This window comes from Streptomyces sp. NPDC058308, assembly GCF_042880275.1.
Taxonomy (GTDB): domain Bacteria; phylum Actinomycetota; class Actinomycetes; order Streptomycetales; family Streptomycetaceae; genus Streptomyces.
In genome coordinates, this window is record NZ_JBHVZA010000007.1 from 1 (window position 1) to 26554 (window position 26554).

The 26554-nt window shown below is 70.5% G+C and carries 28 protein-coding genes; 9 read left to right on the top strand and 19 right to left on the bottom strand.

The genetic code is table 11. The annotated features are described in order from the left end of the window. Positions 1 to 122: 122 nt before the first annotated feature. On the bottom strand, positions 123 to 1832 hold the full coding sequence (locus tag ACFVYL_RS11650; protein WP_389714721.1) for a glycerol-3-phosphate dehydrogenase/oxidase: 1710 nt from the start codon (positions 1830 to 1832) through the stop codon (positions 123 to 125). Positions 1833 to 2059: 227 nt separating this feature from the next. Here ACFVYL_RS11650 and ACFVYL_RS11655 point away from each other — a divergent pair, with 227 nt between their 5' ends. Continuing rightward, positions 2060 to 3313 carry a nucleotide sugar dehydrogenase gene (locus ACFVYL_RS11655; RefSeq protein WP_389714722.1) on the top strand — a complete coding sequence of 418 codons (1254 nt, stop codon included), beginning with the start codon at positions 2060 to 2062 and terminating at the stop codon, positions 3311 to 3313. Between the two features lie 92 nt (positions 3314 to 3405). Here the strand turns inward: ACFVYL_RS11655 and ACFVYL_RS11660 are convergent, their stop codons facing one another. The 4 genes from ACFVYL_RS11660 to ACFVYL_RS11675 all read right to left on the bottom strand — a co-directional run bounded on the left by ACFVYL_RS11660 (position 3406) and on the right by ACFVYL_RS11675 (position 7721). Then, positions 3406 to 4530, bottom strand: a complete 1125-nt coding sequence (locus ACFVYL_RS11660) for a GuaB3 family IMP dehydrogenase-related protein (protein WP_150171160.1) — start codon at positions 4528 to 4530, stop codon at positions 3406 to 3408. Between the two features lie 114 nt (positions 4531 to 4644). Next, positions 4645 to 6150, bottom strand: coding sequence for an IMP dehydrogenase (guaB, locus tag ACFVYL_RS11665; RefSeq protein ID WP_389714724.1), 1506 nt, complete (start codon positions 6148 to 6150; stop codon positions 4645 to 4647). A gap of 138 nt (positions 6151 to 6288) precedes the next feature. After that, entirely contained in the window at positions 6289 to 6864 is a 576-nt protein-coding gene (locus tag ACFVYL_RS11670) for a sigma-70 family RNA polymerase sigma factor (protein WP_055563244.1), read from the bottom strand. 245 nt (positions 6865 to 7109) lie between these two features. Next, positions 7110 to 7721 carry a response regulator transcription factor gene (locus ACFVYL_RS11675; protein ID WP_003948568.1) on the bottom strand — a complete coding sequence of 204 codons (612 nt, stop codon included), beginning with the start codon at positions 7719 to 7721 and terminating at the stop codon, positions 7110 to 7112. Positions 7722 to 8108: 387 nt separating this feature from the next. Here ACFVYL_RS11675 and ACFVYL_RS11680 point away from each other — a divergent pair, with 387 nt between their 5' ends. Further along, positions 8109 to 8438: a WhiB family transcriptional regulator gene (locus ACFVYL_RS11680; protein WP_389714725.1), complete on the top strand. Its 330-nt coding sequence runs from the start codon at positions 8109 to 8111 to the stop codon at positions 8436 to 8438. Positions 8439 to 8508: 70 nt separating this feature from the next. Here the strand turns inward: ACFVYL_RS11680 and ACFVYL_RS11685 are convergent, their stop codons facing one another. Beyond that, the gene (locus tag ACFVYL_RS11685) at positions 8509 to 9405 is read right to left on the bottom strand and encodes a LysR family transcriptional regulator (RefSeq protein WP_389714727.1); all 897 of its coding nucleotides are present in this window, start codon (positions 9403 to 9405) and stop codon (positions 8509 to 8511) included. Positions 9406 to 9486: 81 nt separating this feature from the next. On the opposite strand from ACFVYL_RS11685, the gene ACFVYL_RS11690 reads away from it, so the two are divergent. Together ACFVYL_RS11690 and ACFVYL_RS11695 are read left to right on the top strand one after the other, a co-directional pair. After that, positions 9487 to 10170 (top strand): MOSC domain-containing protein, encoded by a 684-nt coding sequence (locus ACFVYL_RS11690; protein ID WP_389714729.1) that lies wholly within the window; start codon positions 9487 to 9489, stop codon positions 10168 to 10170. 53 nt (positions 10171 to 10223) lie between these two features. Further along, entirely contained in the window at positions 10224 to 10997 is a 774-nt protein-coding gene (locus ACFVYL_RS11695) for an SDR family NAD(P)-dependent oxidoreductase (RefSeq protein WP_389714731.1), read from the top strand. A 263-nt stretch (positions 10998 to 11260) separates the two neighbouring features. On the opposite strand, the gene groL is transcribed toward ACFVYL_RS11695, so the two are convergent. The 3 genes from groL to ACFVYL_RS11710 form a co-directional block, all read right to left on the bottom strand. Continuing rightward, positions 11261 to 12889, bottom strand: a complete 1629-nt coding sequence (gene groL / locus ACFVYL_RS11700; protein WP_389714733.1) for a chaperonin GroEL — start codon at positions 12887 to 12889, stop codon at positions 11261 to 11263. 127 nt (positions 12890 to 13016) lie between these two features. Beyond that, positions 13017 to 13325 carry a co-chaperone GroES gene (gene groES, locus ACFVYL_RS11705; RefSeq protein WP_006347174.1) on the bottom strand — a complete coding sequence of 103 codons (309 nt, stop codon included), beginning with the start codon at positions 13323 to 13325 and terminating at the stop codon, positions 13017 to 13019. Between the two features lie 595 nt (positions 13326 to 13920). After that, a complete protein-coding gene (locus ACFVYL_RS11710) occupies positions 13921 to 14844 on the bottom strand; it encodes a polysaccharide deacetylase family protein (protein WP_389714735.1) in 924 nt (307 codons plus the stop codon). A gap of 82 nt (positions 14845 to 14926) precedes the next feature. Between ACFVYL_RS11710 and ACFVYL_RS11715 the strand changes: the two genes are divergently transcribed. Further along, complete coding sequence (locus tag ACFVYL_RS11715; protein WP_389714736.1) at positions 14927 to 16177, top strand: methyltransferase domain-containing protein; 1251 nt, start codon at positions 14927 to 14929, stop codon at positions 16175 to 16177. 73 nt (positions 16178 to 16250) lie between these two features. On the opposite strand, the gene ACFVYL_RS11720 is transcribed toward ACFVYL_RS11715, so the two are convergent. From ACFVYL_RS11720 to ACFVYL_RS11730, 3 genes are all read right to left on the bottom strand, one after another. Beyond that, positions 16251 to 17573, bottom strand: a complete 1323-nt coding sequence (locus tag ACFVYL_RS11720) for an RNA polymerase sigma factor (RefSeq protein WP_389714737.1) — start codon at positions 17571 to 17573, stop codon at positions 16251 to 16253. Positions 17574 to 17679: 106 nt separating this feature from the next. After that, positions 17680 to 18033 (bottom strand): YciI family protein, encoded by a 354-nt coding sequence (locus tag ACFVYL_RS11725; RefSeq protein WP_389714739.1) that lies wholly within the window; start codon positions 18031 to 18033, stop codon positions 17680 to 17682. A gap of 42 nt (positions 18034 to 18075) precedes the next feature. After that, positions 18076 to 19593 (bottom strand): MFS transporter, encoded by a 1518-nt coding sequence (locus tag ACFVYL_RS11730; RefSeq protein WP_389714741.1) that lies wholly within the window; start codon positions 19591 to 19593, stop codon positions 18076 to 18078. 81 nt (positions 19594 to 19674) lie between these two features. Between ACFVYL_RS11730 and ACFVYL_RS11735 the strand changes: the two genes are divergently transcribed. The 4 genes from ACFVYL_RS11735 to ACFVYL_RS11750 all read left to right on the top strand — a co-directional run bounded on the left by ACFVYL_RS11735 (position 19675) and on the right by ACFVYL_RS11750 (position 21947). Beyond that, positions 19675 to 20415 carry a TetR/AcrR family transcriptional regulator gene (locus ACFVYL_RS11735; RefSeq protein ID WP_389714742.1) on the top strand — a complete coding sequence of 247 codons (741 nt, stop codon included), beginning with the start codon at positions 19675 to 19677 and terminating at the stop codon, positions 20413 to 20415. Between the two features lie 233 nt (positions 20416 to 20648). Next, positions 20649 to 21128, top strand: coding sequence for a hypothetical protein (locus tag ACFVYL_RS11740; RefSeq protein ID WP_389714743.1), 480 nt, complete (start codon positions 20649 to 20651; stop codon positions 21126 to 21128). A 113-nt stretch (positions 21129 to 21241) separates the two neighbouring features. After that, positions 21242 to 21583 (top strand): hypothetical protein, encoded by a 342-nt coding sequence (locus ACFVYL_RS11745; protein WP_389714745.1) that lies wholly within the window; start codon positions 21242 to 21244, stop codon positions 21581 to 21583. 4 nt (positions 21584 to 21587) lie between these two features. Further along, positions 21588 to 21947: a GntR family transcriptional regulator gene (locus ACFVYL_RS11750; protein ID WP_389714746.1), complete on the top strand. Its 360-nt coding sequence runs from the start codon at positions 21588 to 21590 to the stop codon at positions 21945 to 21947. Between the two features lie 36 nt (positions 21948 to 21983). On the opposite strand, the gene ACFVYL_RS11755 is transcribed toward ACFVYL_RS11750, so the two are convergent. The 7 genes from ACFVYL_RS11755 to rimI all read right to left on the bottom strand — a co-directional run bounded on the left by ACFVYL_RS11755 (position 21984) and on the right by rimI (position 26526). Continuing rightward, entirely contained in the window at positions 21984 to 22952 is a 969-nt protein-coding gene (locus tag ACFVYL_RS11755; protein ID WP_389714747.1) for a sporulation-delaying protein SdpB family protein, read from the bottom strand. Between the two features lies 1 nt (position 22953). After that, positions 22954 to 23706, bottom strand: coding sequence for an SdpA family antimicrobial peptide system protein (locus ACFVYL_RS11760; protein ID WP_389714748.1), 753 nt, complete (start codon positions 23704 to 23706; stop codon positions 22954 to 22956). Continuing rightward, complete coding sequence (locus tag ACFVYL_RS11765) at positions 23594 to 24343, bottom strand: hypothetical protein (protein WP_389714749.1); 750 nt, start codon at positions 24341 to 24343, stop codon at positions 23594 to 23596. The genes ACFVYL_RS11760 and ACFVYL_RS11765 overlap by 113 nt, the downstream gene beginning before the upstream one ends. A gap of 70 nt (positions 24344 to 24413) precedes the next feature. Further along, entirely contained in the window at positions 24414 to 24611 is a 198-nt protein-coding gene (locus tag ACFVYL_RS11770; protein WP_389714750.1) for a helix-turn-helix domain-containing protein, read from the bottom strand. A 70-nt stretch (positions 24612 to 24681) separates the two neighbouring features. Continuing rightward, the gene (locus tag ACFVYL_RS11775) at positions 24682 to 24942 is read right to left on the bottom strand and encodes a hypothetical protein (RefSeq protein WP_389714752.1); all 261 of its coding nucleotides are present in this window, start codon (positions 24940 to 24942) and stop codon (positions 24682 to 24684) included. After that, the gene (tsaD, locus tag ACFVYL_RS11780) at positions 24939 to 26051 is read right to left on the bottom strand and encodes a tRNA (adenosine(37)-N6)-threonylcarbamoyltransferase complex transferase subunit TsaD (RefSeq protein ID WP_389714754.1); all 1113 of its coding nucleotides are present in this window, start codon (positions 26049 to 26051) and stop codon (positions 24939 to 24941) included. Before tsaD ends, ACFVYL_RS11775 begins: the two co-directional genes overlap by 4 nt. Further along, positions 26044 to 26526 carry a ribosomal protein S18-alanine N-acetyltransferase gene (rimI, locus tag ACFVYL_RS11785; protein ID WP_389715081.1) on the bottom strand — a complete coding sequence of 161 codons (483 nt, stop codon included), beginning with the start codon at positions 26524 to 26526 and terminating at the stop codon, positions 26044 to 26046. Before rimI ends, tsaD begins: the two co-directional genes overlap by 8 nt. Positions 26527 to 26554 lie beyond the last annotated feature (28 nt).

Sequence of the window (26554 nt, forward strand, 5' to 3'; positions counted from 1 at the left end):
CCCGGTACTGGGCGTACCGGGATGAGCCCGACAACGCGGCGAGCGTGCGTGCCAGGCGTCGCGAGGCAGACGCGAGTTTGACGACAGGGCCTAGCCCCTGTCGTCAGCGGAGCAGCAGGGGGTCAACTCAAGGGCACGATGTCCGGCGCCCCCAGGCGTGCCGCGTCCGCCGTCAGGTCGTCCGGCTGCCGCTGCGACTCCCGCTCGGCCTCCACCCGCTTCTCGTAGTGCTGCACCTCCCGCTCGATCTGGTCCTTGTCCCAGCCGAGGACGGGCGCCATCAGCTCGGCGCATTCCCTGGCACTGCGCGTGCCCCGGTCGAACGTCTCGATCGAGATGCGCGTGCGCCGGGTCAGCACGTCGTCGAGGTGCCGGGCGCCTTCGTGCGACGCGGCGTAGACGACCTCGGCACGCAGGTAGTCGTCGGCCCCCGGCAACGGCTCGCCCAGCTTCGGGTCGGCGGTGATCAGTTCGAGCACTTCCTCGGCCATGGAGCCGTACCGGTTCAACAGGTGCTCCACGCGCACCACGTGCAGTCCCGTCCGCGCGGCGATCCTCGCGCGGGCGTTCCACAGCGCCTTGTACCCCTCGGCGCCGACGAGCGGGATGTCCTCCGTGACGCATTCGGCGACGCGCTGGTCCAGGCCGTGCACCGCCTCGTCGACGGCGTCCTTGGCCATCACGCGGTACGTCGTGTACTTGCCGCCCGCGACGACCACCAGGCCGGGTGCCGGGTGCGCGACCGTGTGCTCGCGCGACAGCTTGCTCGTGGCGTCCGACTCACCGGCGAGCAGCGGGCGGAGCCCCGCGTACACCCCCTGGACGTCGTCCCGGGAGAGCGGCACCGCGAGCACCGAATTCACATGCTCCAGGAGATAGTCGATGTCGGCGCTGGAGGCGGCCGGGTGCGCCTTGTCCAGGTCCCAGTCCGTGTCGGTGGTCCCCACGATCCAGTGCCGGCCCCACGGGATGACGAAGAGGACGCTCTTCTCGGTCCGCAGGATCAGCCCGGTGCTCGCGTTGATCCGGTCCTTCGGTACGACCAGATGGATGCCCTTGGACGCCCTGACGTGGAACTGGCCGCGCTCGCCGACCATCGCCTGTGTGTCGTCCGTCCACACACCGGTCGCGTTCACGATCTGCTTGGCACGGACCTCGTACTCCCCGCCGCCCTCCACGTCCTGCACCCGGGCGCCGACCACCCGCTCGCCCTCGCGCAGGAAGCCGGTGACCTTGGCGCGATTGGCGACCTTCGCGCCGTACGCCGAAGCGGTGCGCACCAACGTGGCCACATAGCGGGCGTCGTCCATCTGGGCGTCGTAGTACTGCATGGCGCCGACCAGTGCGTCCTTCTTCAGGCACGGGGCGACGCGCAGGGCGTGGCGGCGCGTCAGGTGGCGGTGCATGGGCAGGCCCCGGCCGTGTCCGCGGGACATCGACATGGCGTCGTAGAGCGCGACGCCCGATCCCGCGTACAACCTCTCCCAGCCCTTGTGCTGCAAGGGGTAGAGGAACGGCACCGGCTTCACGAGATGCGGGGCGAGCCGCTCCAGGAGCAGGCCGCGCTCCTTCAAGGCCTCCCGCACGAGCGCGAAGTCGAGCATCTCCAGATAGCGGAGCCCGCCGTGGATCAGCTTGCTGGACCGGCTCGACGTGCCCGAAGCCCAGTCCCTCGCCTCGACCAGGCCGGTGGACAGGCCGCGGGTCACCGCGTCGAGCGCCGTGCCCGCACCGACCACTCCCGCGCCCACCACCAGGATGTCCAGCTCCCGTTCGGCCATTCCCGCAAGTGACTCGGCACGCTCCGCCGGCCCCAGTGTCGCTGTCCTCACCGCTGCCTCCCGTTGAGCTCGGGTGTGGTCGGACTCACATCATGCCCAGATTTCTCCGCCGCCCGCTGATCGCGGCCCCGGCCTGTGGACAACACTCCGGAACCCCACGCAACGCAATACCGCAAATCGGTCATATTTACTCCTAGTCTGACATTGCGCTGGTCCGCCTTGTCCACAGGGCTTGCGCACTCGTCCCACTCCGGCTATTGGGAGGACGGCCCACCGCCATGCCCGCAGATCTCGCTGTCATCGGCCTCGGCCACCTCGGCCTGCCCCTCGCCCAGGCCGCCGTCGCACGCGGCATCGCCACCATCGGCTACGACCCCGTCCGCGCCGCCGACCTGGCCGGCGGCCGGCTGCCGTGCGACGGCGCCGAAGGCACCCTCACCGCCGCCGACGTCCGCCGGATGCTCTCGGGGGGCTTCCGGCCGACCGTCAATCCGGCCGAACTCGGCCGGGTCCGCACCGCGGTCATCTGCGCCCCCACTCCACCGGCCGCCGACCGCTCGCTCGACCTGAGCCAGGTGGCCGAGGCCGCCCGGGCCCTGGCCGCCCGCCTGCGCCCGCACACCACCGTGATCCTGGAGTCCCCCGCCTACCCGGGGACCACGGAGGAATTCCTCCGTCCGATCCTCGAATCGGGTTCGGGCCTGCGCGCCGGGCGCGACTTCCACCTCGCGTACTCGCCCGGCCGCCTCGACCCCGGCAACCGCAGCCACGGCTACGCGGGCACCCCCAAGGTCATCGGCGGCCTCACCCCGGCCTGCACCGAGTCGGCCGCCACCTTCTACGGCCGCCTCACCGACAAGGTCGTGCGCGCCCGCGGCCCACGCGAGGCCGAGACCGTGCACCTCCTGGAGACCAACTACCGGCACGTGAACATGGCCCTGGTCAACGAGATGGCGGTGCTCTGCCACGACATGGGCATCGACCTGTGGGACGTCATCCGCTGCGCCGAGACCAAGCCCTTCGGCTTCCAGGCCTTCCGCCCCGGACCCGGCGTCGGCGGCCACGGCGTCCCCCTGGACGTCCCGAACCCCTCCCGCGGCGTCCGCCCCCTGCGCATGGTCGAACTGGCCCAGCAAGTCAACGACCGCATGCCCCAGTACGTCATCCAGCGCTCGGCGACCCTGCTCAACGAACACGGCAAGTCCGCCCGCGGCGCCCGCGTCCTGCTCCTCGGCGTCACCTACAAGCCCGACCTCGCCGACCAGCAGGGCGCCCCCGCGCAGGAGGTGGCCACCCGCCTCATGGAGCTCGGCGCGGCGGTCAGCTACCACGACCCCTACGTGCCCAGCTGGAGCGTGCTCGGCCGCCCCGTCCCGCGCGCGGACTCCCTCTACGAGGCGGCGGCCGACGCCGACCTCACGATCCTGCTCCAGCACCACCGCACGTACGACCTGCAAGGTCTCGCGGTGAAGGCGCAGCTCCTGCTCGACACCAGGGGCGCCACCCCGGCGGGCGCGGCCCACAGGCTCTGAGCGCCTGTCTTCGAGCATGCGAAAGGGCCCCGGTACCAGGAGGTACCGGGGCCCTTCGTAGATCTGCGTCCAGAAACCGGACCGTCAGTCCGTCAGCGCTTGTGCTGCGAGTCCGCGACCGTCACCTCGACGCGCTGGAACTCCTTGAGCTCGCTGTAGCCCGTCGTGGCCATCGCGCGGCGCAGCGCACCGAAGAAGTTCATCGAGCCGTCCGGAATGTGCGAAGGACCGGTGAGGATCTCCTCGGTCGTGCCGACCGTGCCCAGGTCGACCTTCTTGCCACGCGGCACGTCCTCGTGGACGGCCTCCATGCCCCAGTGGTGGCCCTTGCCGGGCGCGTCCGTGGCGCGGGCCAGCGGGGAGCCCACCATCACGGAGTCCGCGCCGCACGCGATGGCCTTGGGCAGGTCGCCGGACCAGCCCACGCCGCCGTCGGCGATGACGTGCACGTACCGGCCGCCGGACTCGTCCATGTAGTCCCGGCGGGCGGCCGCGACGTCGGCGACGGCGGTGGCCATCGGCACCTGGATGCCCAGGACGTTGCGCGTGGTGTGCGCGGCGCCGCCGCCGAAGCCGACCAGGACACCCGCGGCGCCGGTGCGCATCAGGTGCAGGGCGGCCGTGTAGGTGGCGCAGCCGCCGACGATGACCGGGACGTCCAGCTCGTAGATGAACTGCTTCAGGTTCAGCGGCTCGGCGGCGCCGGAGACGTGCTCGGCGGAGACGGTGGTGCCGCGGATCACGAAGATGTCGACCCCGGCGTCCACGACGGCCTTGGAGAACTCGGCGGTGCGCTGCGGCGAGAGCGCGGCGGCGGTGACCACGCCCGCGTCACGCACCTCCTTGATGCGCTGGCCGATCAGGTCGGCCTTGATCGGGGCCGCGTAGATCTCCTGGAGGCGCCGGGTCGCGGTCTCCGCGTCCAGCTCGGCGATCTCGTCAAGGAGCGGCTGCGGGTCCTCGTACCGCGTCCAGAGGCCTTCAAGGTTCAGGACGCCGAGGCCGCCCAGCTCACCGATACGGATGGCCGTCTGCGGGGAGACGACGGAGTCCATGGGAGCGGCCAGGAAGGGCAGCTCGAAGCGGTAGGCGTCGATCTGCCACGCGATCGAGACCTCCTTCGGGTCGCGGGTGCGCCGGCTCGGTACGACGGCGATGTCGTCGAAGGCGTACGCGCGGCGGCCGCGCTTGCCGCGCCCGATCTCGATCTCAGTCACGTTGTGGGGCCTTTCCCTCTTGGTCTGCCTGTCCAGTATCCCCGACGCACACGGAAGGGGCGGCCCCGGTGACCGGGGCCGCCCCTCCCACGCGCACGCGTGAGCCGGAAGGCTCTACTTGCTGCGGCTGTAGTTCGGTGCCTCGACCGTCATCTGGATGTCGTGCGGGTGGCTCTCCTTGAGGCCCGCGGACGTGATGCGGACGAAACGGCCCTTGGTCTCCATCTCGTCGATGCTCGCCGCGCCGACGTAGCCCATCGTCTGGCGCAGGCCCCCGACGAGCTGGTGCAGCACGTTGGCCAGCGGGCCGCGGTAGGCCACCTGGCCCTCGATGCCCTCGGGCACGAGCTTGTCGTCGGAGGCGACCTCGGCCTGGAAGTAGCGGTCCTTGGAGTAGGACTTCCCCTGGCCACGGGACTGCATGGCGCCGAGCGAGCCCATGCCGCGGTACGACTTGAACTGCTTGCCGTTGATGAACATCAGCTCACCCGGCGACTCCTCACAGCCCGCGAGGAGCGAACCGAGCATCACCGTGTCGGCGCCGGCGGCCAGCGCCTTGCCGATGTCACCGGAGTACTGCAGGCCACCGTCGCCGATGACCGGCACGCCGGCCGCGCGGGCCGCGACCGCGGCTTCGTAGATCGCGGTGACCTGCGGGACACCGATGCCTGCGACCACGCGGGTGGTGCAGATCGAGCCCGGTCCGACACCCACCTTGACGCCGTCGACACCGGCGTCGATGAGCGCCTGGGCGCCGTCACGGGTGGCGACGTTGCCGCCGATCACGTCGACGCCCACGCTCGACTTGATCTTCGACATCCAGCTCAGGGCGTTGCTGTTGTGGCCGTGCGAGGTGTCGACGATCAGGAAGTCCACCCCGGCGCCGGCCAGCGCCTGGGCGCGCTCGAGCGCCTCGGGGCTGGCGCCGACGGCGGCGCCCACGAGCAGCCGGCCCTCGGGGTCCTTGGCGGCGTGCGGATACTGCTCGGCCTTCTTGAAGTCCTTGACGGTGATGAGACCCTTGAGCAGCCCGGCGTCGTCGACCAACGGCAGCTTCTCGATCTTGTGGCGGCGCAGCAGCTCCATGGCGTCCACGCCCGAGATGCCGACCTTGCCGGTGACCAGCGGCATCGGCGTCATGACCTCGCGGACCTGCCGGCTGCGGTCGTTCTCGAAGGCCATGTCCCGGTTGGTGACGATGCCGAGCAGCTTGCCCGCCGCGTCGGTCACCGGGACGCCGCTGATCCGGAACTTCGCGCAGAGCGCGTCCGCCTCGGCGAGCGTCGCGTCCGGGTGCACCGTGATCGGGTCGGTGACCATGCCGGACTCGGACCGCTTCACGAGGTCGACCTGGTTGACCTGGTCCGCGATGGAGAGGTTGCGGTGCAGAACACCGACGCCGCCCTGCCGGGCCATGGCGATCGCCATGCGGGCCTCGGTGACCTTGTCCATCGCCGCGGACAGCAGCGGGATGTTCACCCGGACGTTCCGTGAGATGCGGGACGAGGTGTCGACCGCGTTCGGGAGCACTTCCGATGCGCCCGGCAGCAGCAGCACGTCGTCGTAGGTCAGCCCGAGCGTCGCGAATTTCTCGGGCACTCCGTCGACGTTTGCAGTCATGACACCTTCCCCAAATGGCCTTGATCGGTGCGGATGTCCATGCTAACGGGCTCTGGGGGTGTCTCATTCCACGATCAAGATCATCGGTCGGCTTTGTACGTTCACACGTACCCGGCGACACGCCGAACCGGACCGCCCCTACTGCTCGGCGAGCGCCCTCAGCCTGCTCAGCGCCCGGTGCTGGGCGACCCGCACCGCGCCCGGTGACATCCCCAACATCTGTCCGGTCTCCTCGGCCGTCAGCCCGACGGCGATCCGCAGGAGCAGCAGCTCCCGCTGGTTGTCGGGGAGGTTGGCGAGGAGCTTCTTGGCCCACTCGGCATCGCTGCTGAGCAGCGCACGCTCCTCGGGACCGAGCGAATCGTCGGGCCGCTCCGGCATCTCGTCGGAGGGCACAGCGGTGGATCCGGGGTGCCGCATCGCCGCCCGCTGCAGATCCGCCACCTTGTGCGCCGCGATCGCGAAGACGAAGGCTTCGAAGGGGCGGCCCGTGTCCTTGTACCGCGGCAGGGCGAGGAGCACGGCGACACAGACTTCCTGCGCCAGGTCCTCCACGAAGTGCCGTGCGTCACCCGGCAGTCGGGACAGCCGGGTGCGGCAGTAGCGCAGCGCCAAGGGGTGCACGTGTGCGAGAAGGTCGTGCGTGGCCTGCTCGTCGCCCTCGACCGCGCGAAGGACGAGGGCACCGATCACCGTCGTCTTGTCATCGCGCATCGGTCCATGGTGCCTTGACGGCGAAGGATCCGCGGCACCGCGTCCGTAGTTGTGCACTGAAGCGTTATGAGCAGGTGCGCCGGAACTCATCTCCTGCGCCCTCCCCTCCCGCTCGATCGACTCGTCCCCGAGGAACTCCACACCTCAAGGATGCGGCATCGGCGACGAAACAAGCAGCGGCGGGCATCCGTCGCCCCGCCCGCCGGGTGGCAGACGGGGATCGCGGACCCCCCGCGGCAGCACACTCAGCGCACCAGACCCCAGCGGAAACCGAGCGCCACGGCGTGTGCCCGGTCCGAGGCGCCGAGCTTCTTGAAGAGCCGCCTGGCGTGCGTCTTCACCGTGTCCTCGGAGAGGAAGAGCTCACGCCCGATCTCCGCGTTCGAGCGGCCGTGGCTCATGCCCTCCAAGACCTGGATCTCACGCGCGGTGAGCGTGGGCGCGGCGCCCATCTCGGCCGAGCGCAGTCTGCGCGGTGCCAGCCGCCACGTCGGGTCGGCGAGCGCCTGGGTGACGGTCGCCCGCAGCTCCGCGCGGGAGGCATCCTTGTGCAGATAGCCGCGGGCGCCGGCGGCGACCGCGAGCGCGACCCCGTCCAGATCCTCGGCGACGGTGAGCATGATGATGCGCGCACCGGGGTCGGCGGACAGCAGCCGCCGGACGGTCTCGACGCCGCCCAGTCCGGGCATGCGTACGTCCATCAGAATCAGGTCCGAGCGGTCGGCGCCCCAGCGGCGGAGGACTTCCTCGCCGTTGGCCGCTGTCGTCACGCGCTCGACACCGGGCACGGTCGCGACCGCGCGGCGGAGCGCCTCTCGGGCAAGCGGGGAGTCGTCGCACACGAGGACAGATGTCATGACTGTCCTCCGCGGCTCTCACAGCTGCTGCGCGTCACCTTGAGCCTCCAGGCTGGTACATATCGTCACCTGTGCGGTTGACGCTCTCGGACACCTGCCCGAGCGCTTGTTCTTTCAACCGCCTCGCACTCTCAACGACGGTCACCCGAAAGAGTTACGGGGCAGTCAGCCACCTTCGGCACTCTACGTGAGGGCGCGGACACAGCGCAGAGCGCGCGGAAGACCCTCAACCTTTCATCACAAGCTATGCCCCATTTAGCGGCTTTTCTTCCCTTTTCCTGGTGTCTATGGCTAGATTCGCAATGAGTCATATTTTCATCTCCTTAGACAGTAGATGTACGGTCATGGGCACCGTATCCGCGAAGAACGGCATCAAGGGGACCAGCAATGGCAGATTTCTCCCGCCTTCCCGGACCGAACGCAGATCTGTGGGACTGGCAGCTCCTCGCGGCCTGCCGCGGGGTCGACAGCTCGCTCTTCTTCCACCCGGAGGGCGAGCGGGGAGCGGCGCGCAGCGCACGTGAGAACTCCGCCAAGGAGGTCTGCATGCGGTGCCCGGTGCGCGCGGAGTGCGCCGCGCACGCCCTCGCGGTGCGCGAGCCGTACGGCGTGTGGGGCGGACTGACCGAGGACGAGCGCGAAGAGCTCATGGGGCGCGCGCGCAACCGACTGGTCACGGCGTCAGCCTCGGCGGGCAGCGCCGTGTCGCACAGCTGAAGGAACGTTTCTTCGAACAGGCTTTCCGGCGAGCTCCGGAGCAGTCCCGGGGCGACTACCGCCCCCCTCCTCAGCGGGCAGCGGCCCGCGCGAGATGGTCCAGCGTGGCGGCGACGGCCGGCACCTGTGCCAGGTCCGGCAGCGTGAGCGCGACGATCTCCCGCTGCACGGCAGGCTCCACCGTCACGGTGACGGCGCCCTTGGGGCGCACCGACTCGATCGCGAGCTCGGGCAGCACCGCCACTCCCAGTCCGGCGCCGACCAGGCCGATCACCGCCGGGTAGTCGTCGGTCGCGAAATCGATCCGGGGCACGAAGCCCGCGCTCTCGCAGACCTCCACCAGTTGCCTGCGGCAGCGGGGGCACCCCGCGATCCATGACTCGTCGGCGAACTCGCCGATGGTGACCGAGTCCGCGCCCGCAAGCCGGTGCCCCTCGGGCACGAGACCGACCAGCCGGTCCGCGAGCAGCGGACGCACGATGAGGTCGCCCCACTCCTCGGCGGCCGTCGCCCCTTCGTACCGGAACGCCAGGGCGACGTCGCAGTCGCCCTCGCGCAGCATCTCCACCGAGCGCGGCGGCTCGGCCTCCACGAGGGAGACGCGGGTGCCGGGGTGGGCGGCGCGCAGGGCGGCAAGGGCGCAGGGAACGAGGGTGGAACTGCCGCTGGGGAAGGAGACGAGCCGCACCCGGCCCGCGCGCAGGCCCGCGATCGCGGCGACCTCCTCCTCCGCGGCGGTGAGCCCGGCGAGGATGCCCGAGGCGTGCCTGACCAGGGCCTCGCCGGCCTGGGTCAGGCGCATCTCACGGCCGGTGCGGATCAGCAGCGGCGTACCGGTCGAGGATTCGAGGGCCTTCATCTGCTGGCTGACGGCGGGCTGGGTGCAGCCGAGCTCGCGGGCCGCGGCCGAGAAGGAGCCGGTGGCGGCGACGGCGCGCAGGACGCGGAGGTGACGGGCCTCGATCATGGGATCGAGCATAAGCGGCGCTTGGACATATCGCGAAATAATGCTTCGCAGCTTTGAGGGGGCGGGCTTAGCCTGCTGAGCATGGAGCTTCTTTCGGTGAACATAGGCCGTCGCAGGGTCGTCGAGTACGCCGGTTCGCGCTCCGGCAGCACCGGCATCGACAAGCGGCCGGTGCGCGGGCCGGTCCTCGTGACGGCGCCGGGCGCGAAGGGCGTCGGCGGCAGCGGCCTGGCCGGGGACCAGATAAGCAACCTGCGGCACCACGGCGGGAACGACCAGGCGGTGTACGCGTACGCCCGCGAGGACCTCGACGCGTGGCAGGAGACCCTCGGGCGGCCGCTGCCCGACGGCTCGTTCGGCGAGAACCTCACGATGTCCGGGGTCGACGTGACCGGCGCGCGGATCGGCGAGCGCTGGCAGATCGGCTCCGATCTGGTGCTCGAAGTGACCAGCGGGCGCATCCCCTGCCGTACGTTCCAGGGCCACCTCGACGAGCCGGGGTGGGTGAAGCGGTTCACCGGAGAGGGTGCTCCCGGCGCGTATCTGCGGGTGATCGTGGCGGGCGAGATCCGGGCCGGGGACGCGGTCCGGATCGTGCACCGGCCCGAGCACGAGGTCACCGTCGGCCTCCAGTTCCGGGCCGTCACGACGGAGAAGTCGCTGCTGCCGCGGCTGCTCGCGGCGGGCGACGCCCTGCACCCCGAGACGACCGAACGCGCCCGCAGGTACCTGGCGCAGCACGCCGCCGAGGGCCTCGTGACCTGACGCCGGGCCGACGGCGCGCCACGGGGGCCGCGCGCGCTCACTAGCCTTGGGCCATGACTACGGCTCTGATTACGGGATCAACCGCCGGCATCGGCGCCGCCTTCGCGCGGCGCCTCGCCGGTGACGGGCACAACCTCGTCCTGGTGGCTCGCGACACCAAGCGGCTGCGCGAGCAGGCGACCGAGCTGCACGACCGGCACGGCATCGAGGCCGAGGTGCTGACCGCGGACCTCGCGACGGACGCGGGCATCGAGACCGTCGAGAAGCGGCTCTCGAACCGCAGGGACACAGTCGACCTGCTGATCAACAACGCGGGGTTCGGCAACAAGGGCCGCTACTTGGAGGTCTCGCTCGCCGACGAGCTGACCATGCTCAAGGTGCACTGCGAGGCGGTGCTGCGGCTGACGTCGGCCGCGACGGAGTCGATGCGCGAGCGCGGGCGCGGCGGGGTCGTGAACGTCGCGTCGGTGGCGGCGTTCGTGCCGCGCGGGACGTACGGGGCTTCGAAGGCGTGGGTCGTGCAGTTCACCCAGGGCGCGGCGAAGGACCTGGCCGGCACCGGGGTGCGGCTGATGGCGCTCTGCCCCGGCTTCGTCCGCACGGAGTTCCACGAGCGCGCCGGGATGGGGACGTCCAACATCCCCAACTGGATGTGGCTCGACGCGGACAAGCTGGTCGCGACGGCACTCGTCGATCTCTCCCGCGGCCGCACGCTGTCCGTCCCCGACCCGCGGTACAAGGCGCTGATGGGGGTGGTGAAGGTGACGCCGCGGGCGCTGCTGGGCGGCGTCACGTCCCGTACCGGCCGCAAATACGGGCCGCAGTAGGCCTGCGGGGGCCTTCGCGGGGGCGGGGTGCGTCTGCCTGGTTGTCCACCGTTGCCGGGTGCGGGCCGCCTTCGGCTGGTCGCGCAGTTCCCCGCGCCCCTGAGGGCGACTTCGGTGAGCGCCCCGTCAGGGGCGCGGGGAACTGCGCGAGGACGGAGGACGATCCACGGACGGCGACGCGCCAGGCACCCGGCAGACGCGCCCCCGAAATGGCTGAGGCCCGACTCCCTCAACGGGACGTCGGGCCTCAGCTACAAATCAGGTCAGTGCGAGTGACCGTGGCCGTGGCCGTGACCGGCCTCCGCCTCTTCCTCGGCCGGCTTCTCGACGACCAGGGTCTCGGTCGTGAGGAGCAGCGACGCGATGGACGCGGCGTTCTCCAGGGCGGAGCGGGTGACCTTGACCGGGTCGATGACGCCGGCCTTGACCAGGTCGCCGTACTCGCCGGTCGCGGCGTTGAAGCCGAAGCCCTTGTCGAGCTCGGCGACCTTCGAGGTGATGACGTAGCCCTCGAGGCCGGCGTTCTCGGCGATCCAGCGCAGCGGCTCGACGGCGGCGCGGCGGACGACGGCGACACCGGTGGCCTCGTCGCCCTCCTTGCCGAGGTTGCCCTCGAGGACCTTGACGGCGTGCACCAGAGCGGAGCCACCACCGGAGACGATGCCCTCCTCGACCGCGGCGCGGGTCGCGGAGATGGCGTCCTCCAGACGGTGCTTCTTCTCCTTCAGCTCCACCTCGGTGGCGGCGCCGACCTTGATGACGCACACGCCGCCGGCCAGCTTCGCGAGGCGCTCCTGGAGCTTCTCGCGGTCCCAGTCGGAGTCCGTGGACTCGATCTCGGCCTTGATCTGGGCGACGCGGCCCTCGACCTCGGCCTTGTTGCCGCCACCGTCGACGATCGTGGTGTCGTCCTTGGTGATGGTGACGCGGCGGGCGGTGCCGAGCACGTCGAGACCGACCTGGTCGATCTTGAGACCGACCTCTTCGGCGATGACGGTGGCGCCGGTGAGGGTGGCGATGTCACCGAGCATGGCCTTGCGGCGGTCGCCGAAGCCGGGGGCCTTCACCGCGACGGCGTTGAAGGTGCCGCGGATCTTGTTCACGACCAGGGTCGACAGGGCCTCGCCCTCGACGTCCTCGGCGATGATCAGGAGCGGCTTCGAGGCGTTGGCCTGGATGACCTTCTCGAGCAGCGGCAGGAGGTCCTGGATGGAGGAGATCTTGCCCTGGTGGATCAGGATGTACGGGTCGTCGAGGACGGCCTCCATACGCTCCTGGTCGGACACCATGTACGGCGACAGGTAGCCCTTGTCGAAGGCCATGCCCTCGGTGAAGTCGAGCTCAAGGCCGAAGGTGTTGGACTCCTCGACGGTGATGACACCGTCCTTGCCGACCTTGTCCATCGCCTCGGCGATGAGCTCGCCGACCTGCGGGTCCTGGGCGGACAGACCGGCGACGGCCGCGATGTCGGCCTTGTCGTCGATCGGACGGGCGGTGGCGAGGAGCTCCTGCGAGACGGCCGCGACGGCGGCGTCGATGCCCTTCTTCAGGGCGGCCGGGGAGGCGCCGGCGGCGACGTTGCGCAGGCCTTCCTTGACCAGGGCCTGGGCGAGCACGGTGGCGGTGGTGGTGCCGTCGCCAGCGATGTCGTTGGTCTTGGTCGCCACCTCCTTCACCAGCTGGGCGCCGAGGTTCTCGTACGGGTCGTCGACCTCGACCTCACGGGCGATGGTGACGCCGTCGTTGGTGATGGTCGGCGCGCCGAACTTCTTGTCGATGACGACGTTGCGGCCGCGGGGGCCGATCGTCACCTTGACCGTGTCGGCAAGCTTGTTGACGCCGCGCTCAAGGGCGCGACGGGCGTCCTCGTCGAACTTCAGGATCTTCGCCATGGGAGCGATTCAGCCCTCTCGAAAACTCGGATGAACGAACTGCGCCCCTCGCCGCCCGGCAATCAGCGGGGTGACCAGGGGCGCAGCTCAAAAGCAAATCTGCTGGTGAAGCAGGTGAAGCGGTGAATTACTTCTCGACGATCGCGAGCACGTCGCGAGCCGAGAGGACGAGGTACTCGTCGCCGTTGTACTTCACCTCGGTGCCGCCGTACTTGCTGTACAGCACGACATCGCCGACCTTTACGTCGAGCGGAAGGCGCTCGCCGTTCTCGAAACGCCCCGGGCCCACAGCGAGGACAGCGCCCTCCTGGGGCTTCTCCTTCGCGGTGTCCGGAATGACCAGGCCGGAGGCCGTGGTCTGCTCGGCGTCGAGCGGCTGGACCACAATGCGGTCCTCGAGCGGCTTGATGGCAACCTTGGAGCTGGCGGTCGTCACGATCCGGTCTCCCCCTTCGGAGATCTCACGGGGTTAAGAGTCTGAGTGTGGCGACCAGGTGGATCCGTCGTCGCGGGTGCCGGACCTGCCCGTCGCTGTTGGCACTCTCCAGTGGGGAGTGCCAGAAGTGAGACTAGGACGGGGATTAGCACTCGGTCAAGCGGAGTGCCAGTCGACTGCGTCGGGCTTTAGCGGATGTGGGTGCCCCTGGGCGGGGCGGGCGGCGATTTTTCCCTGTCGGGGCAACGGTTCTCGGGCTCTTCGGGTTCCCCGGCGGCGATTCGTGGGGGCCCTGATTCTTGTGGCCCTGCACCGGGGGCTGTGCCCACCCGTTCCTCCCCCAGTGCCTCAAGGGCCTGGGGGGACCCCCAGCGGAACGCCTGCCCACAGCGGTGCGAGCTCGGCTCTGAGCCCGGCTCTGGGGTCGGGTGTGAGGGTGTGCCTGGTCTGCGGGGCATCTTTTGTGTTGCCTTTCTGCCCAGGCGTTCGATCGGGTCCACTGATTCCGCGCAGCCCGCGAGCAGTGCGGGCGCGAGTACTCCGCACAGCAGGGCCCCGGCGAGGAGGCGGCGGCGGCGCGCTCGCGCCCGGGGGGTCACAGGTAGTCCTCCAGTTTGGCCACCGCGTAGCCCTTGTCCGTGACCGTCTTCATGACCCGGCGGACCATGTCGGGCATGGTGCCCTTCCAGTCCTCACGCCCCCGGAAGTGCGTGAGGATGATGTCGCCGGGATGCAGGTCCTTGTCCCACTCGCGCCACTCCATGTGGTCGGCGAAGGCCTCCGACGCCCACAGCGGGACCGCCTTGACGCCACAGGACTTGGCGGCGCGCAGGGTGTCGCGGTTGTAGTTGCCGTACGGCGGACGGAAGAGCTCGGGGCGCTTTCCGTAGTGCTTCGCGATGACGTCCTGCATGCCGCAGATCTCGCGGCGCTGGCCCTCGTACGACAGGCCGGGCAGATAGCGGTGGTGGAGGGTGTGGTTGTTCAGGGTGACGCCGCGGTCCTGCATCTTCTTGAAGTAGCCGTAGTCCTCCTTGACCAGGTAGTCGCTGAGGAACGCGGTGTACGGCAGGTGCAGTTCGCCCATCATCCTGAGCAGCGCCGGGTCCTTCTCGGCGCCGTCGTCGATGGTCAGGAAGACGACCTTCTCCTTGGTGGGGATCGTCGTGAAGACCGGCGGCAGGCTCGACTGGCCCTTGACGTCGAAGCCCTTGCGGGTGGTGATCCGCGGCTTGGTCCTGGGCGGTGGGGGCGCGGCGAGCGGGGTCTTGGCCAGGCCCCAGCGCTTGGCCGCCGCGACCCTGGCGGCCTGGATCGCGCCGAGCTTCTGGGCGTAGGAGTCGAGAGCGCGGGCGGGCGGGGCGTTGAGCGGCTGCTGGCCGTGGGCGGGGTCCGCGCCGGAACCGCCTGCGGAGGCGCAGCCCGACGCGATGGCGGAGGCGGCCAGGACGGCCACCGCGGCGCGTACCCGGTTGTTCCGTCTTCTGGCGTATTTTACGTTTTGTCGTACTAGTTGCATGGAGCCGGATCCTCGCAGCTCAAGGCCGTTTCGAGGCCCCGACACCGCCACCGGCCGCGCACCATCCACCGACTGGCCCACAATGGGGCAGGTGAACGACCCGAACACGCCGAGCGGCCACGAGGCCGGCCTCGTGGACCCCCTCGCCGCCTTCGCCGCCCTCCGTACCGCCGAGGGCCGGGCCCTGCTCGACGAGGTGCGGGACGTCGAGCCCGCGCAGGAGCTCGCCGCCGCCACCCGGCTGCGCCGCACGCACCCGGCTCCCCTGGTCACGGCCGCCCTCGCGCAGGCGCGGCTGCGCCAGCGGGCCGCGGCGAAGTTCGGCGCCGGGGACGCGGCCCGGATGTTCTTCACGCCGGACGGCGTCGAGCAGGCCACCCGCTCCTCCGTCGCCACCTATCGCGCCGAGCGCTTCAGGGCCCTCGGGGTCCGCTCGCTCGCCGACCTGTGCTGCGGCATCGGCGGCGACGCGATCGCTCTGGCGCGGGCCGGGATCTCCGTGCTCGCCGTCGACCGTTCCCCGCTGACCTGCGCGGTCGCCCGCGCCAACGCGGAGGCCCTGGGGCTCGCCGAGCTGATCGAGGTGCGCGAGGCCGATGTCACCGAGGTCGACACGTCGGCGTACGACGCGGTGTTCGTGGACCCGGCGCGCCGCTCCGCCAAGCGCGGCCGCATCTTCGATCCGGAGTCCTACTCCCCACCCCTGTCGTGGGCGGTGGAGACGGCACTGAGGGCGCCGCGCGCCGCGCTGAAGATCGCTCCCGGCATCCCGCACGAGGCGGTCCCCGCCGAGGCGGGGGCCGAGTGGATCTCGGACGGCGGCGACGTGAAGGAGGCCGTGCTCTGGTTCGGCACGGACGCGCCCTCCTCGCACCGCGCGACGCTGCTGCCCGGCGCCGCCTCCCTGTGGTCCTCGCTCGACGCGATGCTGCCCGACCCCGAGGTGCGTCCCGTCGGGCGGTATCTGTACGAGCCGGACGGCGCGGTCATCCGCGCGCACCTGGTCGCCGAGGTCGCCGCCCGGGTCGGCGGCGGGCTGATCGACGAGACCATCGCGTACGTCACCTCCGACGCCCTGCACGGCACCCCGTACGCGACCGCCTACGAGATCACCGATCAACTCCCCTTCAACGTAAAGAAGTTGAAGGCACTGTTGCGGGAGCGCGGGGTCGGCATCCTCACCGTGAAGAAGCGCGGGTCCGCCGTCGAGCCGGAGGAGCTGCGGCGCAAGGTGAAGCCTCAGGGGAAGCAGTCCGCGACCGTCTTCCTGACCCGGGTGGCGGGCGCGCCGACGATGCTGATCGGGCATCCGGCACCGGCCGCGACGGACTGACCCGGGCCGACCGGCACTGAACCGGACCGGCCGGCACTGATCCAGGCCGACCAGCACTGATCCACGCGGCCGCTCAGAGCTGGCAGGAGGCCGCCCGCGCGAGGAGCAGCTCCCGCTCCCTCTCGTTGCGCGCAAGGGACGCCGCCCGCTCGAACTCCGCGCACGCCTCGGCCGTCCTGCCGAGCCGCTCAAGGAGGTCGCCCCGCACGCTGGGCAGCAAGTGGTAGTCCTTCAGGGCCGGTTCGGCGGTGAGCGCGTCGACCAGGGACAGGCCGGGCTCCGGGCCCTGCGCCATCGAGACCGCGACCGCCCGGTTCAGCTCGACCACCGGGGACGGGGTGCGGGCGGCAAGCAGGCCGTAGAGGACGGCGATCTGCTGCCAGTCCGTCTCCTCGTACGTGTGCGCGTGGGCGTGACAGGCGGCGATCGCGGCCTGCAGCGCGTACGGGCCGAGAGCTCTGGACGAGGCGACCGCGGCCCTGGCCCGCGCCAGGGCGGCGTAACCCCGCCGGATGAGCAGCCGGTTCCAGCGGGCCCGGCTCTGCTCCTTGAGCAGCACCGGCTCGCCGAACGGTCCCGTGCGCGCCGCCGCGCGCGACGCCTGCAGTTCGAGGAGCGCGGCCAGGCCGTGCACCTCGGACTCCCCGGGCATGAGGCCGGCGAGGACCCGCGCCAGGCGCAGGGCGTCCTCGCACAGCGCCGGGCGCAGCCAGTCGTCACCCGCCGTGGCGGCGTACCCCTCATTGAAGATGAGGTAGATGACTTCGAGGACCGAGCCGAGGCGGGCCTCGCGGTCCGGGCCGTGGGGGACCTCGAAGGGGATGTCCTTGGTGGCGAGGATGCGCTTGGCCCGCACGATGCGCTGCGCCACGGTGGGCTCGGCGGCGAGCACGGCGCGGGCGATCTCCGCGGTGGTCAGGCCGCCGAGCAGGCGCAGGGTGAGCGCCACCCTGGCCTCGGCGGAGAGCAGCGGGTGGCAGGCGGTGAAGACGAGGCGGAGCAGGTCGTCGTCGATGTCGTCGGGACCGTCAGAATCGGCGGGACCGGCGGGACCGGCGGGATCGTCCGCGCCCGGCCCCATGGTCTCCAGGTCACGGCCGACCTCGGCCAGCTTGGCGGCGTAGCGCTCGCGGCGGCGCACCAGGTCGATGGCGCGGTGTTTGGCGGTGGCCATGAGCCAGGCGCCCGGGTTGTCGGGGACGCCCTGCCCGGGCCACTGTTCGAGGGCCGCCACCAAGGCGTCCTGCGCCAGCTCCTCGGCGATGCCGACGTCTCGTACGATCCGCGTGACACCGGCGATGATGCGCGGCGACTCCAGGCGGAAGACGGTCTCGACGGCGTGGCGGGACCGCTGCTCCGGCGGTGTGCGACGGGGGTGCTCCGGCGGAAGGCTCACGGCCACCCATCAGAACACCCCGGCGCACCCCCCGCAAAGGCTGCAACCGGTCCGGGCGAGAGAGCCTGGACCGGTCGGGCGGGACCCGGGGTCCGTCAGAAGGACCCTAGCCCTCGATCTCCCGGACCTCCGCGGTGACCGTCCAGTAGTCCTCATGGGTGCGCAGGAAGCGCTTGGTCCACTCGACCGCCTCCGTCATGTCCTTGGCCTGGCAGATCGAGTAGCCGCCGACGACCTCCTTGGTCTCGGTGAACGGGCCGTCGGTCACGGACATCTCGCCCTTGTCCCAGGTCACGCGGGTGCCTTCCGAGGTCGGCCGCAGACCCGCGGTGTCGAGCATCACCCCTGCCCTGGTGAGCTCTTCGAGCAGGGCGCCCATGCGCTCCTGCAGTTCGGCGCTCGGGCCGCCCTCGGGCGCGTTGTTCTCGTCGATGCGGATCATCGTCAGGTAGCGCGGCATGGCTGTCTCCCATCGGGTGGTGGCGGGGCCTCTCCTCGCCTCTCACTCCTGCGTCGAACGGGAGACGCCCGTTTCGACATCGTCGCCGGGATTTTTCGAAGTTTCTTTCCCGACGGGTGTTTTCGCAGGCCGCAGAGGTGCGGTCGGGGTCGTACGACGGCCGTGCAGCACCGCCGTCGCCAGCGCGGCCGCCACCAGGAGTCCCGCGGACGCCGTGAAGGCCGCCGCGTGCCCTTCGGCGAGGGCGCTCCGGCCCTGCCCCTCCCCCGTGGCGCTCGCCGCGACCGTGACCAGGAGCGCGAGGCCGAGGGAGCCGCCGAGCTGACGGGAGCTGTTGAGCAGTCCGGAGGCCATGCCGGTCTCCCCGGGGGCGACGCCGCTGGTCGCCGCCGTGCCGAGCGGTACGAAGCACAGGCCGATGCCGACGCTCGCGACCAGCGAGGGCCCGAGGACGGAGCCCAGGAACGTGCCGTCCGCCCCGACCGTCAGGGCGAACCACCCGAACCCGGCGGCGCCGAGCAGCCCGCCCGCCACGAGGAGCGTCCGCTCGCCGAGCCGCCCGACCGTCCGGGCCGCGACCGTCGACCCGGCCACGATGCCCGCGCAGAACGGCAGGAACGCGGCGCCGGCCGCCGTCGGCCCGTACCCCATCACCTGCTGGAGGTAGAGCGAGGTGAAGTAGAAGGCGGCGAACTGTCCCGAGGACATCAGCAGGGCGAAGACGTTCGCGGAGAGCACGGACCGGTGCGCCGCGCCGAGCAGGCCCAGGCGCAGCAGCGGCTCCCGCTTGCGGGACTCGACGGCGACGAAGGCGGCGAGCAGCAGGGCCGCGGCGCCGAGCGTGCCCAGCGTGGTGCCCGACCCCCAGGCGTACGTCTGCGTGCGCGCGAGGCCGAGGACGAGCAGCGTCGTCCCGGCCGTGACGAGCAGGGCGCCGGTGATGTCGAGGCGGGGCGCGGGTCCCGTACGGCGGTCGGCGGGCACCCCGTGCCGTGCGGCGAGGAGGGCGGCGAGCACCACGGGGACGTTGACCAGCATGACGGAGCGCCAGCCGGCCCAGTCGGTGAGCAGCCCGCCCGCCATGATCCCGACGGCCCCGCCGAGCGCCCCCGAGACGCCCCACAGACCGAGCGCCCGGGACCGCGCGGACCCCGCCGCGTAGTTCACGGTGATCAGGGCGAGCGCGACGGGAGCGAGCGCCGCCGCGCCCGCCCCCTGCACGGCCCGCGCCGCGATGAGCTGCCCCGGCGCGAGGGCGAGTCCGCCCGCGAGGCTCGCCGCGCCGAAGGCCGCGAAGCCCCCTATGAGGGTGCGCCGCCGGCCGACGAGGTCGGCGAGGCGTCCGCCGAGCATGAGCAGGCCGCCGAAGGCGAGCGCGTAGGCGTTGACGACCCAGAGCAGCGCGTCGGGGGCGAAGCCGAGGTCGTCACCCATGTCGGGCAGGGCGATGTTGACGACGGACATGTCGAGGGAGACGAGGAACTGCACGGTGAGCAGCACCGGCAGCAGCCAAGGTCCTCGCGGAGCGTTCGAGTTCACCGTAGTGACCGTGTTCACCATGCGACGCAGATTACTATACGTGTATAGAAACTACGCAAGGGCTGCTACCCCGCTCCCCTGGCCAGGCGCGACAATGAGCAGGTGGCAGCAGATGACAACGAGCAGACGGCGGCCGGGTCCGGGGCCGGGGCCGGGGCGAGAGCCGAGACCCCAGGCGCGGGGAAGAAGCGCGCCGTGGGGCGCCCCCGGCGCATCGAGACGGCGACGATCGTCGCGACGGCCCGCCGGATCCTGGAGACGGAGGGCGTCGCGGCCCTGAGCATGCGCCGGGTCGCCAAGGAGGTCGGCGCGACGCCGATGGCGCTCTACCACCACGTGCGCGACAAGGACGAGCTCCTGATGCTCACGCTCGCCGGTACGGCCGCGACGGTCCCGCGCCCCGAACTGCCCGCCGACCCGCGCGAGCGCCTTCTCGCCGTCTCGGTGCACATGCACGGCATCCTGGCGGGGATGCCCTGGGTGGTCGAAGTGCTCAGCCTCGGCGACCTCACCGACGAGGGCGCCCTGTGGATGGTCGAAGAGATCATCGCCTCCTGCGTCGCGTGCGGGCTCACCCCGGAGGAGGCCGTACGCGCGTACCGGACCATCTGGCACTGCGTCTACGGAGACCTGGCCTTCCGCCGCGCGATGGAGCGCCGCGCCGAGGACCCGGACCGCAAGCGCCACTTCCCCGGCCTGCTCACCGGCGCGGACGCGGCCGAACTCCCCTACCTCGCGGCACTCGCGGGCCGCTGGGCGGAGCTCACCGAGGACTACGACGTGACCCGCCAACTGGGCGCGGTCATCGACGGATTGCTGGGCCGGGCGGAACGCCCCCAGTGATCCGAACTGAACCGGGCGGAACGCCCCCGGTGATCCGAACTGGGCCGGGCGGAACGCCCCGGGTGATCCGAAGGGGTGTGCGAGGCTCCCCCGCATGCCCTTCGACCACAACGACCACTACCACCCGCTGCTCCTGCGGAACCTGCCGCGTGGGGGGCGAGCTTGGGCGTGCCAACTCATCAGGTGATTGTTACAGTAGTACTGTAACAATAGTTCTTGATGTTGGAGAGCTCATGACCTCCCAGGCCAGAAGGACGCGTCCCGGAATCTCCGATCGCAGTCGGATCGCCTTAGGTGCCGCCCCGTGGCTCGCCGCCGCCGTGGCACAGCTGGCCGTCTACGCGGCTGTCCGCGGTCGACTGCCGGACAAGGTGGTCTCGCACGTGGGCTTCTCCGGGCCCGACGGCTTCATGTCGCCCCTCAAGCTGGTCGCCATCACCGTCGCCATATACCTGGCCGAGGCAGCCCTGTTCGGATACTTGCTGATAGGCCGCCGCCAGACGGCCGGGCAGTATCGACTCGTTGCCGCCTGCGGGTGGGGCGCCGCTCTGGGCGAGGGCTATTTCCTCACCGCCTCCTTCGCCGCCAACGCCGGGCTGTCCGACCCGCGCGACCTCGACTTCTCCATGGCGGTGCACGGGGGGATCGCCATCGCCATCTGCCTGGCGGGCGGCGCTCTCGGGGCGGCACTGGCATGGAAGGCGGACCGATGATGACGCCGCCCGCCCCTCGCAGGGCGGCCTGGAGCCGGAAGGCGGGGCCTGCCTGGTGCGCACCGGCCGGAGCGCTCCTGGTCGCCGCAAGCGGCGGTCTCGCCTACGTCACAGTGAGCTGGTGGCTGCTCTTTGCGGCGTTCATGGGCCTGCTTCTCGTGCTGTTCGGCAGTACGAGGGTTACCGTCGACGCGGGCGGTCTCACCGTCTCCGCTGCTCGGATGCCGATCCGGCGCTTCCGCTCGGATCAGATCGTGGCCGCGCGCTCCGGCTACGCCCGCCTCGCCGACCTGGGGGGCTTCGGCTATCGCGTGATGCCCGGTCGGCATGCCGTGTCCTTGCGGCCGGGCGATGCCCTGTGGCTGGCGCTGAGCAGTGGGCGAGAGTTTGTCGTGACAGTAGACGATGCCGGGACTGCCGCACGTCTGATCACGGACCTTTCTGAAGGGCGTTGACGCCATGCTGGTGGAGATCGATACAAGCTCCACGCAACCGCTGTCGGAACAGGTTGCCGCGGCCGCCCGACGCGCCATGCTCGCCGGTTCGCTGCGCGTCGGTGACCGGTTGCCGGCTGCCAGGGATCTGGCCGGCGCATTGGGGATCAGCCTGCACACCGTGCTGCGGGGCTACCAGGCGCTCCAGGCCGAGGGGCTCATCGAGTTGCGGCGCGGCCGAGGGGCGGTCGTGGTCGCATGCGCTCCGCAGGACCGCGCCGCAGTCGTCGAACAAGCACGGCAGTTGGTGGCTGCCGCTCGGCGGATCGGCATGTCGGATGCCGAAACGCTCGCGCTGGTCTCGACGTGTATGGGCCGGGAGTAGATGCGGCGGCTCCGGCGGGAGTCCGCCCTCTGCGTGTCAACCGGCGGTTCGTACCGGAGGTCGCAGCGTCGTGGGTTCGACAGGTTCGACAGGTTCGACAGGTTCGGCAGGGGCCTCGGCAGTCGGGTGCGCCCGGCGCCGGGCGATGGTGGCGCCGGACGGCAGGCAGAGCACCAGGATGCCGCCCGCCATCGCGAGGGCGAAGCTCCACAGACCCATCATCAGCCCGATCGAGAAGTGGAACAGCAACCCCGCCCACATCGCCGCGCAGCGAACCCGCTGCGGCAACAGCGGGGCGACGGCGAGTGTGATCTCGATGAGCAAGGGAAGCCACGTCATCAGGGCGACACCCCATGGCGTCGACACGACAGGACGTACGACAGCGGCTAGCCAAGGGGGAGCACCGAAGCTCAGGTTGGTGCTCCAGTACCACATGGCCGTTCCGTCGTACCACTCCTGATGCGGCAGCTTGGCGACGCACGCGGTGAAGTAGACGACACACATCTGCAGCCGCAGCATCAGCAGTCCCGAGGAGCCGATGAGAGCCCAGCCTCGGCGGGCCCGGGAGCCTTCGTCCGATGGCGGTGCCTGCCAGTGCCACCGGCGCGGGTCCCCCAGGGCGGGCAGGATGAACAGCATCGACAGGACGAGCCCGATCTGGTCACCGCCGTCGCTGATGGCGATCCCCGCGAAGACGCTGTAATTGACATAGGCGTGCGGAACGGCGGTGAGGCGGGGGCGCCAGCCGGAAGCGACGATCAGGAGCAGAAGGACGCACAGCCACTTCAGCCACAAAAGGCCGGTGTGGTCGTCCTTCGCGAGGCAGAACACGGAAGCTGAAGTGGCTCCCTCGCAGGCCGGAAAGTCACCGGCTAGAGCGACCGGGCGAAACAGGGTGTCGACGCTGGAGAATGCGAGGGTGCCCGCGGTGCCGAGGGCGACGAGGGTGCGTGCCAGGCCGTAGACGTTGCTCCACGGCAGGCGGACGAGGCGGTCGGCGGCCATGTCAGCACTCCACATCCCAGACGGCAGCACGCACCGGCGTGTGGGTGCCCGACAGCAGATCGCGCCAAGCCCACGGAACCGGTTTCATCTCGACCATGGCCGAGCGTCCGCAGATGCTGGGCGAAGGCGAACGGTTCTTCAATTTTCGCGCCACAGAGACCTTCTGAAGGCATTCGGCAGCAGAGGTGGCGTCACCGCAGGGATGCCAGGAGATGCCCTTCTCGTGCAGGAGCAGAGCTCCCTCTATGCCCTGGGAGCGAGAGGCACGGTCCAGGCCGAAGGAATTGGAGGCGCGAGCGTGCGGCCCAAGCCGGATATCGCGCCATTCCTCGCCCTGCCGACGGAAAGGAACGAACTCGGAGCTCTTGGCGGACTTAGTAAAAAACGCCCAGCCCTGAGGGGCGACCACGAACGCGACGTCGTGCATCTTCTCCTGCCCCGGTAAGTGGAGGGCATTCTTCGGTACAAATATTTGGGCCAAGTAGAGGGCGATCACAGCCCAGATGACGGCAGCGACGGCGATCCATCTGCTCGGTACGCGGGTGTGACTAGCGCTATCAGTTACTCGTAGCGGTATGTACTCGGCAAGTCTCATCAGCGATCTGCAAGCTGGGTGTAAATAGGTGTTCGGCTGCTGTGGATCACGCAGCGGCGAGCCGGGTGATGTCGGCGACCTTTTGCTCCTTGGTGATGCCGCCCTCGTCGTCGGGTGCTGCCCTCGACATATTGACGACGTTCTTCCATGCCTGCACATTGACTGCGACGGAAACATTCACAGCACCGCCTACATTCACGGCGACCAGCACGTTCACCGCGAGGACAGCGCAGCGACCGGTACCCGTACCCACGTCCCCAGAGTTCTTGCCGGTGTCCTTCTCGTCCACCGTGACGTCGGTGAGCAGCTTGACGGCCTGATCCATTCCGGACTCGACCTTGCGGGGATCGCCGGAGCGGACCTTTGCGGAGAAGGCGCTGAAAAAGCCGGGCTCCTTCTCGGTGATCGCGTCGAGCACCTGGGCGACGGCCCTGCGCGCCTCGGCATTATTGTTCTTTCGGTAGGAATCGGGGGCGCCGGAGTACGACCCCAGCTCGGCGAACTTCTTGCCGAGATCCCCCTGCAGGAAGATCAGGCCCGCGTAAAGATCACGGCCGTCCTGATCAGTACCGGGAACCGGGCCCGACTTGTCGGCGGCGACCGGTGCGGTTTTCGCAGAAGGGGCGGCAGAAGCATTCGACGAGATCACCCCGCCCACACCGATCGCGGTGACTGCGGCCATTGTGGCCAGGAAGCGCTTCGTCATTATGTTCCGGGTCTGCAAAATGCTCCTTCGGTGGCGGGCGAGCATGCTGGACTGCAGTGATGGGCGCGCTATTTCACCAATATCCGGCACGCCAAGATTCTACGCAGAGACCCGACTCCCGCCTATCGGGAATTTCCTATACAGAGATTGGGAAACCCACTCACCCCGGCGGCAGCCGATGCGCCTCCGGGGCCAGGGTCACCTCCACCAGGTCACAAGGGAGCGGGAAGGGGAGGTCCGCTGTCCCCAGGCGGCGCAGGCAGGTGAACACGGTGTCGCGGTGGCAGTAGAGGCGCCCGGCCGCCCGTCCCGCCGAACCCTCGCAGGCCAGCCAGGCGTCCAGCGTCTCCAACAGCACGGCCCGGTCGGCCGGTTCGAGCGCGAGGACCTGGGCCGGCCCCTCATCCGGGCTAGAACCTAACGAAGCACTACTGAGCCCGCTCCACCGACTCGAACCGCCACCGGTGCACCGCCCGCGTCACCAACTGCGCGTCGGGCTCCGGGAGTTCGGGCAGCTCGGCGTCGGGCTCGGCGTCCCACCAGGTGATGACGAGGACCCGGTCCTGCGGCGCGCGGAAGGTCTCTCGGCGGACGGGGGAGCCGTCGATCTCCTGGGCCCGCGCCCAGGCGAGCAGCTCCTCGCCGCGTCCCTCGACGGCGCGGGCCTCCCACATCAGCGCGAGCGTCATGAGTACAGGTTCTCCTTGCTGACCTCGTGCACGTGATCGTGATCGTGGTCGTGCGGGTGCCCCGGCACGTGCGGCTCCGTCACCGGCAGCGAGGAGTCCGCCGACAGGTCCCAGGACGAGGCCGACCGGTTGCGGGCCACCATCTCGGCGCCGAGGGCGGCGACCATCGCGCCGTTGTCCGTGCACAGCTTGGGGCGCGGCACGCGCAGCCGGATGCCCGCCTTCTCGCACCGCTCCTGCGCGAGCGCGCGAAGGCGCGAGTTGGCGGCCACGCCACCGCCGATCATGAGGTGGTCGACGCCCTCGTCCTTGCAGGCCCGCACGGCCTTGCGGGTCAGCACGTCGACGACCGCCTCCTGGAAGGACGCCGACACGTCCCGCACCGGCACCTCCTCGCCCGCGGCCCGCTTCGCCTCGATCCAGCGGGCGACGGACGTCTTCAGACCGGAGAAGGAGAAGTCGTACGGGGCGTCGCGCGGCCCGGTGAGCCCGCGCGGGAAGGCGATGGCCGCCGGGTCACCCTCGCGTGCGTACCGGTCGATGACGGGGCCGCCCGGGAAGCCCAGGTTCAGTACCCGCGCGATCTTGTCGAAGGCCTCGCCCGCCGCGTCGTCGATGGTCGCGCCGAGCGGCCGCACGTCCGAGGTGATGTCGGAGGAAAGCAGCAGCGACGAGTGGCCGCCGGAGACCAGGAGCGCCATGGTCGGTTCGGGCAGCGGCCCGTGCTCCAGCTGGTCCACGCAGATGTGCGAGGCGAGGTGGTTCACGCCGTAGAGCGGCTTGCCGAGGGCGTACGCGTACGCCTTGGCGGCCGAGACCCCGACGAGCAGCGCGCCCGCGAGCCCGGGACCCGCGGTCACCGCGATGCCGTCCAGGTCCTTCGCGCTCACGCCCGCTTCCTTCAGGGCGCGGTCGATGGTCGGCACCATCGCCTCCAGGTGCGCGCGCGAGGCGACCTCGGGGACGACGCCGCCGAAGCGGGCATGCTCGTCGACGCTGGAGGCGACGGCGTCCGCGAGCAGGGTGGTGCCACGGACGATGCCGACGCCGGTCTCGTCGCAGGAGGTCTCGATGCCGAGGACGAGAGGTTCGTCGCGCGAGTCAGCCATGAATCTCGGTTCCTTGTACGCCAGATACGGAGGTGGAGGGATCGGTGCGGCGCATGACCAGGGCGTCCACGTTGCCGGGCTGGTAGTAGCCGCGCCGGAAGCCGATGGGCTCGAAGCCGAAGCGCTCGTACAGCTTCTGCGCCCGGGTGTTGTCGACCCGCACTTCCAGCATGACCTCGGCGCACTCGAAGGCGGTCGCGGCCTGCAACAGGTCGGTGAGGAGCCGGGCGCCGAGGCCGGAGCCCCAGTGGTCGCGCGCCACGGCGATGGTCTGGACGTCGGCCAGGTCCCCGGAGGCGGCGAGCCCCGCATACCCGACGAGGCGGTCGCCGTCCATGGCGACCACATAGCGGCGGGTGGCGAGCGGCCCGCGCGCGTGGGCCAGCTCCGACCAGAACATCCCGCGCGACCAGGCGTCGTCCGGGAAGAGCTCCTTCTCAAGGACGAACACCGCGTCGATGTCCCACCAGCGCATCTCGCGCAGCACGGCGGCCTCGGTCGCC

Coding starts and splice junctions, on each gene's coding strand:
- ACFVYL_RS11655 (WP_389714722.1), top strand. CDS start 2,060: ATGCCCGCAGATCTCGCTGTCATCGGCCTCGGCCACCTCGGCCTGCCC.
- guaB (WP_389714724.1), bottom strand. CDS start 6,150: ATGACTGCAAACGTCGACGGAGTGCCCGAGAAATTCGCGACGCTCGGG.
- ACFVYL_RS11670 (WP_055563244.1), bottom strand. CDS start 6,864: ATGCGCGATGACAAGACGACGGTGATCGGTGCCCTCGTCCTTCGCGCG.
- ACFVYL_RS11675 (WP_003948568.1), bottom strand. CDS start 7,721: ATGACATCTGTCCTCGTGTGCGACGACTCCCCGCTTGCCCGAGAGGCG.
- ACFVYL_RS11680 (WP_389714725.1), top strand. CDS start 8,109: ATGGCAGATTTCTCCCGCCTTCCCGGACCGAACGCAGATCTGTGGGAC.
- ACFVYL_RS11685 (WP_389714727.1), bottom strand. CDS start 9,405: ATGATCGAGGCCCGTCACCTCCGCGTCCTGCGCGCCGTCGCCGCCACC.
- ACFVYL_RS11690 (WP_389714729.1), top strand. CDS start 9,487: ATGGAGCTTCTTTCGGTGAACATAGGCCGTCGCAGGGTCGTCGAGTAC.
- ACFVYL_RS11695 (WP_389714731.1), top strand. CDS start 10,224: ATGACTACGGCTCTGATTACGGGATCAACCGCCGGCATCGGCGCCGCC.
- groL (WP_389714733.1), bottom strand. CDS start 12,889: ATGGCGAAGATCCTGAAGTTCGACGAGGACGCCCGTCGCGCCCTTGAG.
- ACFVYL_RS11710 (WP_389714735.1), bottom strand. CDS start 14,844: ATGCAACTAGTACGACAAAACGTAAAATACGCCAGAAGACGGAACAAC.
- ACFVYL_RS11715 (WP_389714736.1), top strand. CDS start 14,927: ATGGGGCAGGTGAACGACCCGAACACGCCGAGCGGCCACGAGGCCGGC.
- ACFVYL_RS11725 (WP_389714739.1), bottom strand. CDS start 18,033: ATGCCGCGCTACCTGACGATGATCCGCATCGACGAGAACAACGCGCCC.
- ACFVYL_RS11730 (WP_389714741.1), bottom strand. CDS start 19,593: ATGGTGAACACGGTCACTACGGTGAACTCGAACGCTCCGCGAGGACCT.
- ACFVYL_RS11740 (WP_389714743.1), top strand. CDS start 20,649: ATGACCTCCCAGGCCAGAAGGACGCGTCCCGGAATCTCCGATCGCAGT.
- ACFVYL_RS11750 (WP_389714746.1), top strand. CDS start 21,588: ATGCTGGTGGAGATCGATACAAGCTCCACGCAACCGCTGTCGGAACAG.
- ACFVYL_RS11755 (WP_389714747.1), bottom strand. CDS start 22,952: ATGGCCGCCGACCGCCTCGTCCGCCTGCCGTGGAGCAACGTCTACGGC.
- ACFVYL_RS11760 (WP_389714748.1), bottom strand. CDS start 23,706: ATGTGCAGGCATGGAAGAACGTCGTCAATATGTCGAGGGCAGCACCCG.
- ACFVYL_RS11775 (WP_389714752.1), bottom strand. CDS start 24,942: ATGACGCTCGCGCTGATGTGGGAGGCCCGCGCCGTCGAGGGACGCGGC.
- tsaD (WP_389714754.1), bottom strand. CDS start 26,051: ATGGCTGACTCGCGCGACGAACCTCTCGTCCTCGGCATCGAGACCTCC.
- rimI (WP_389715081.1), bottom strand. CDS start 26,526: ATGCGCTGGTGGGACATCGACGCGGTGTTCGTCCTTGAGAAGGAGCTC.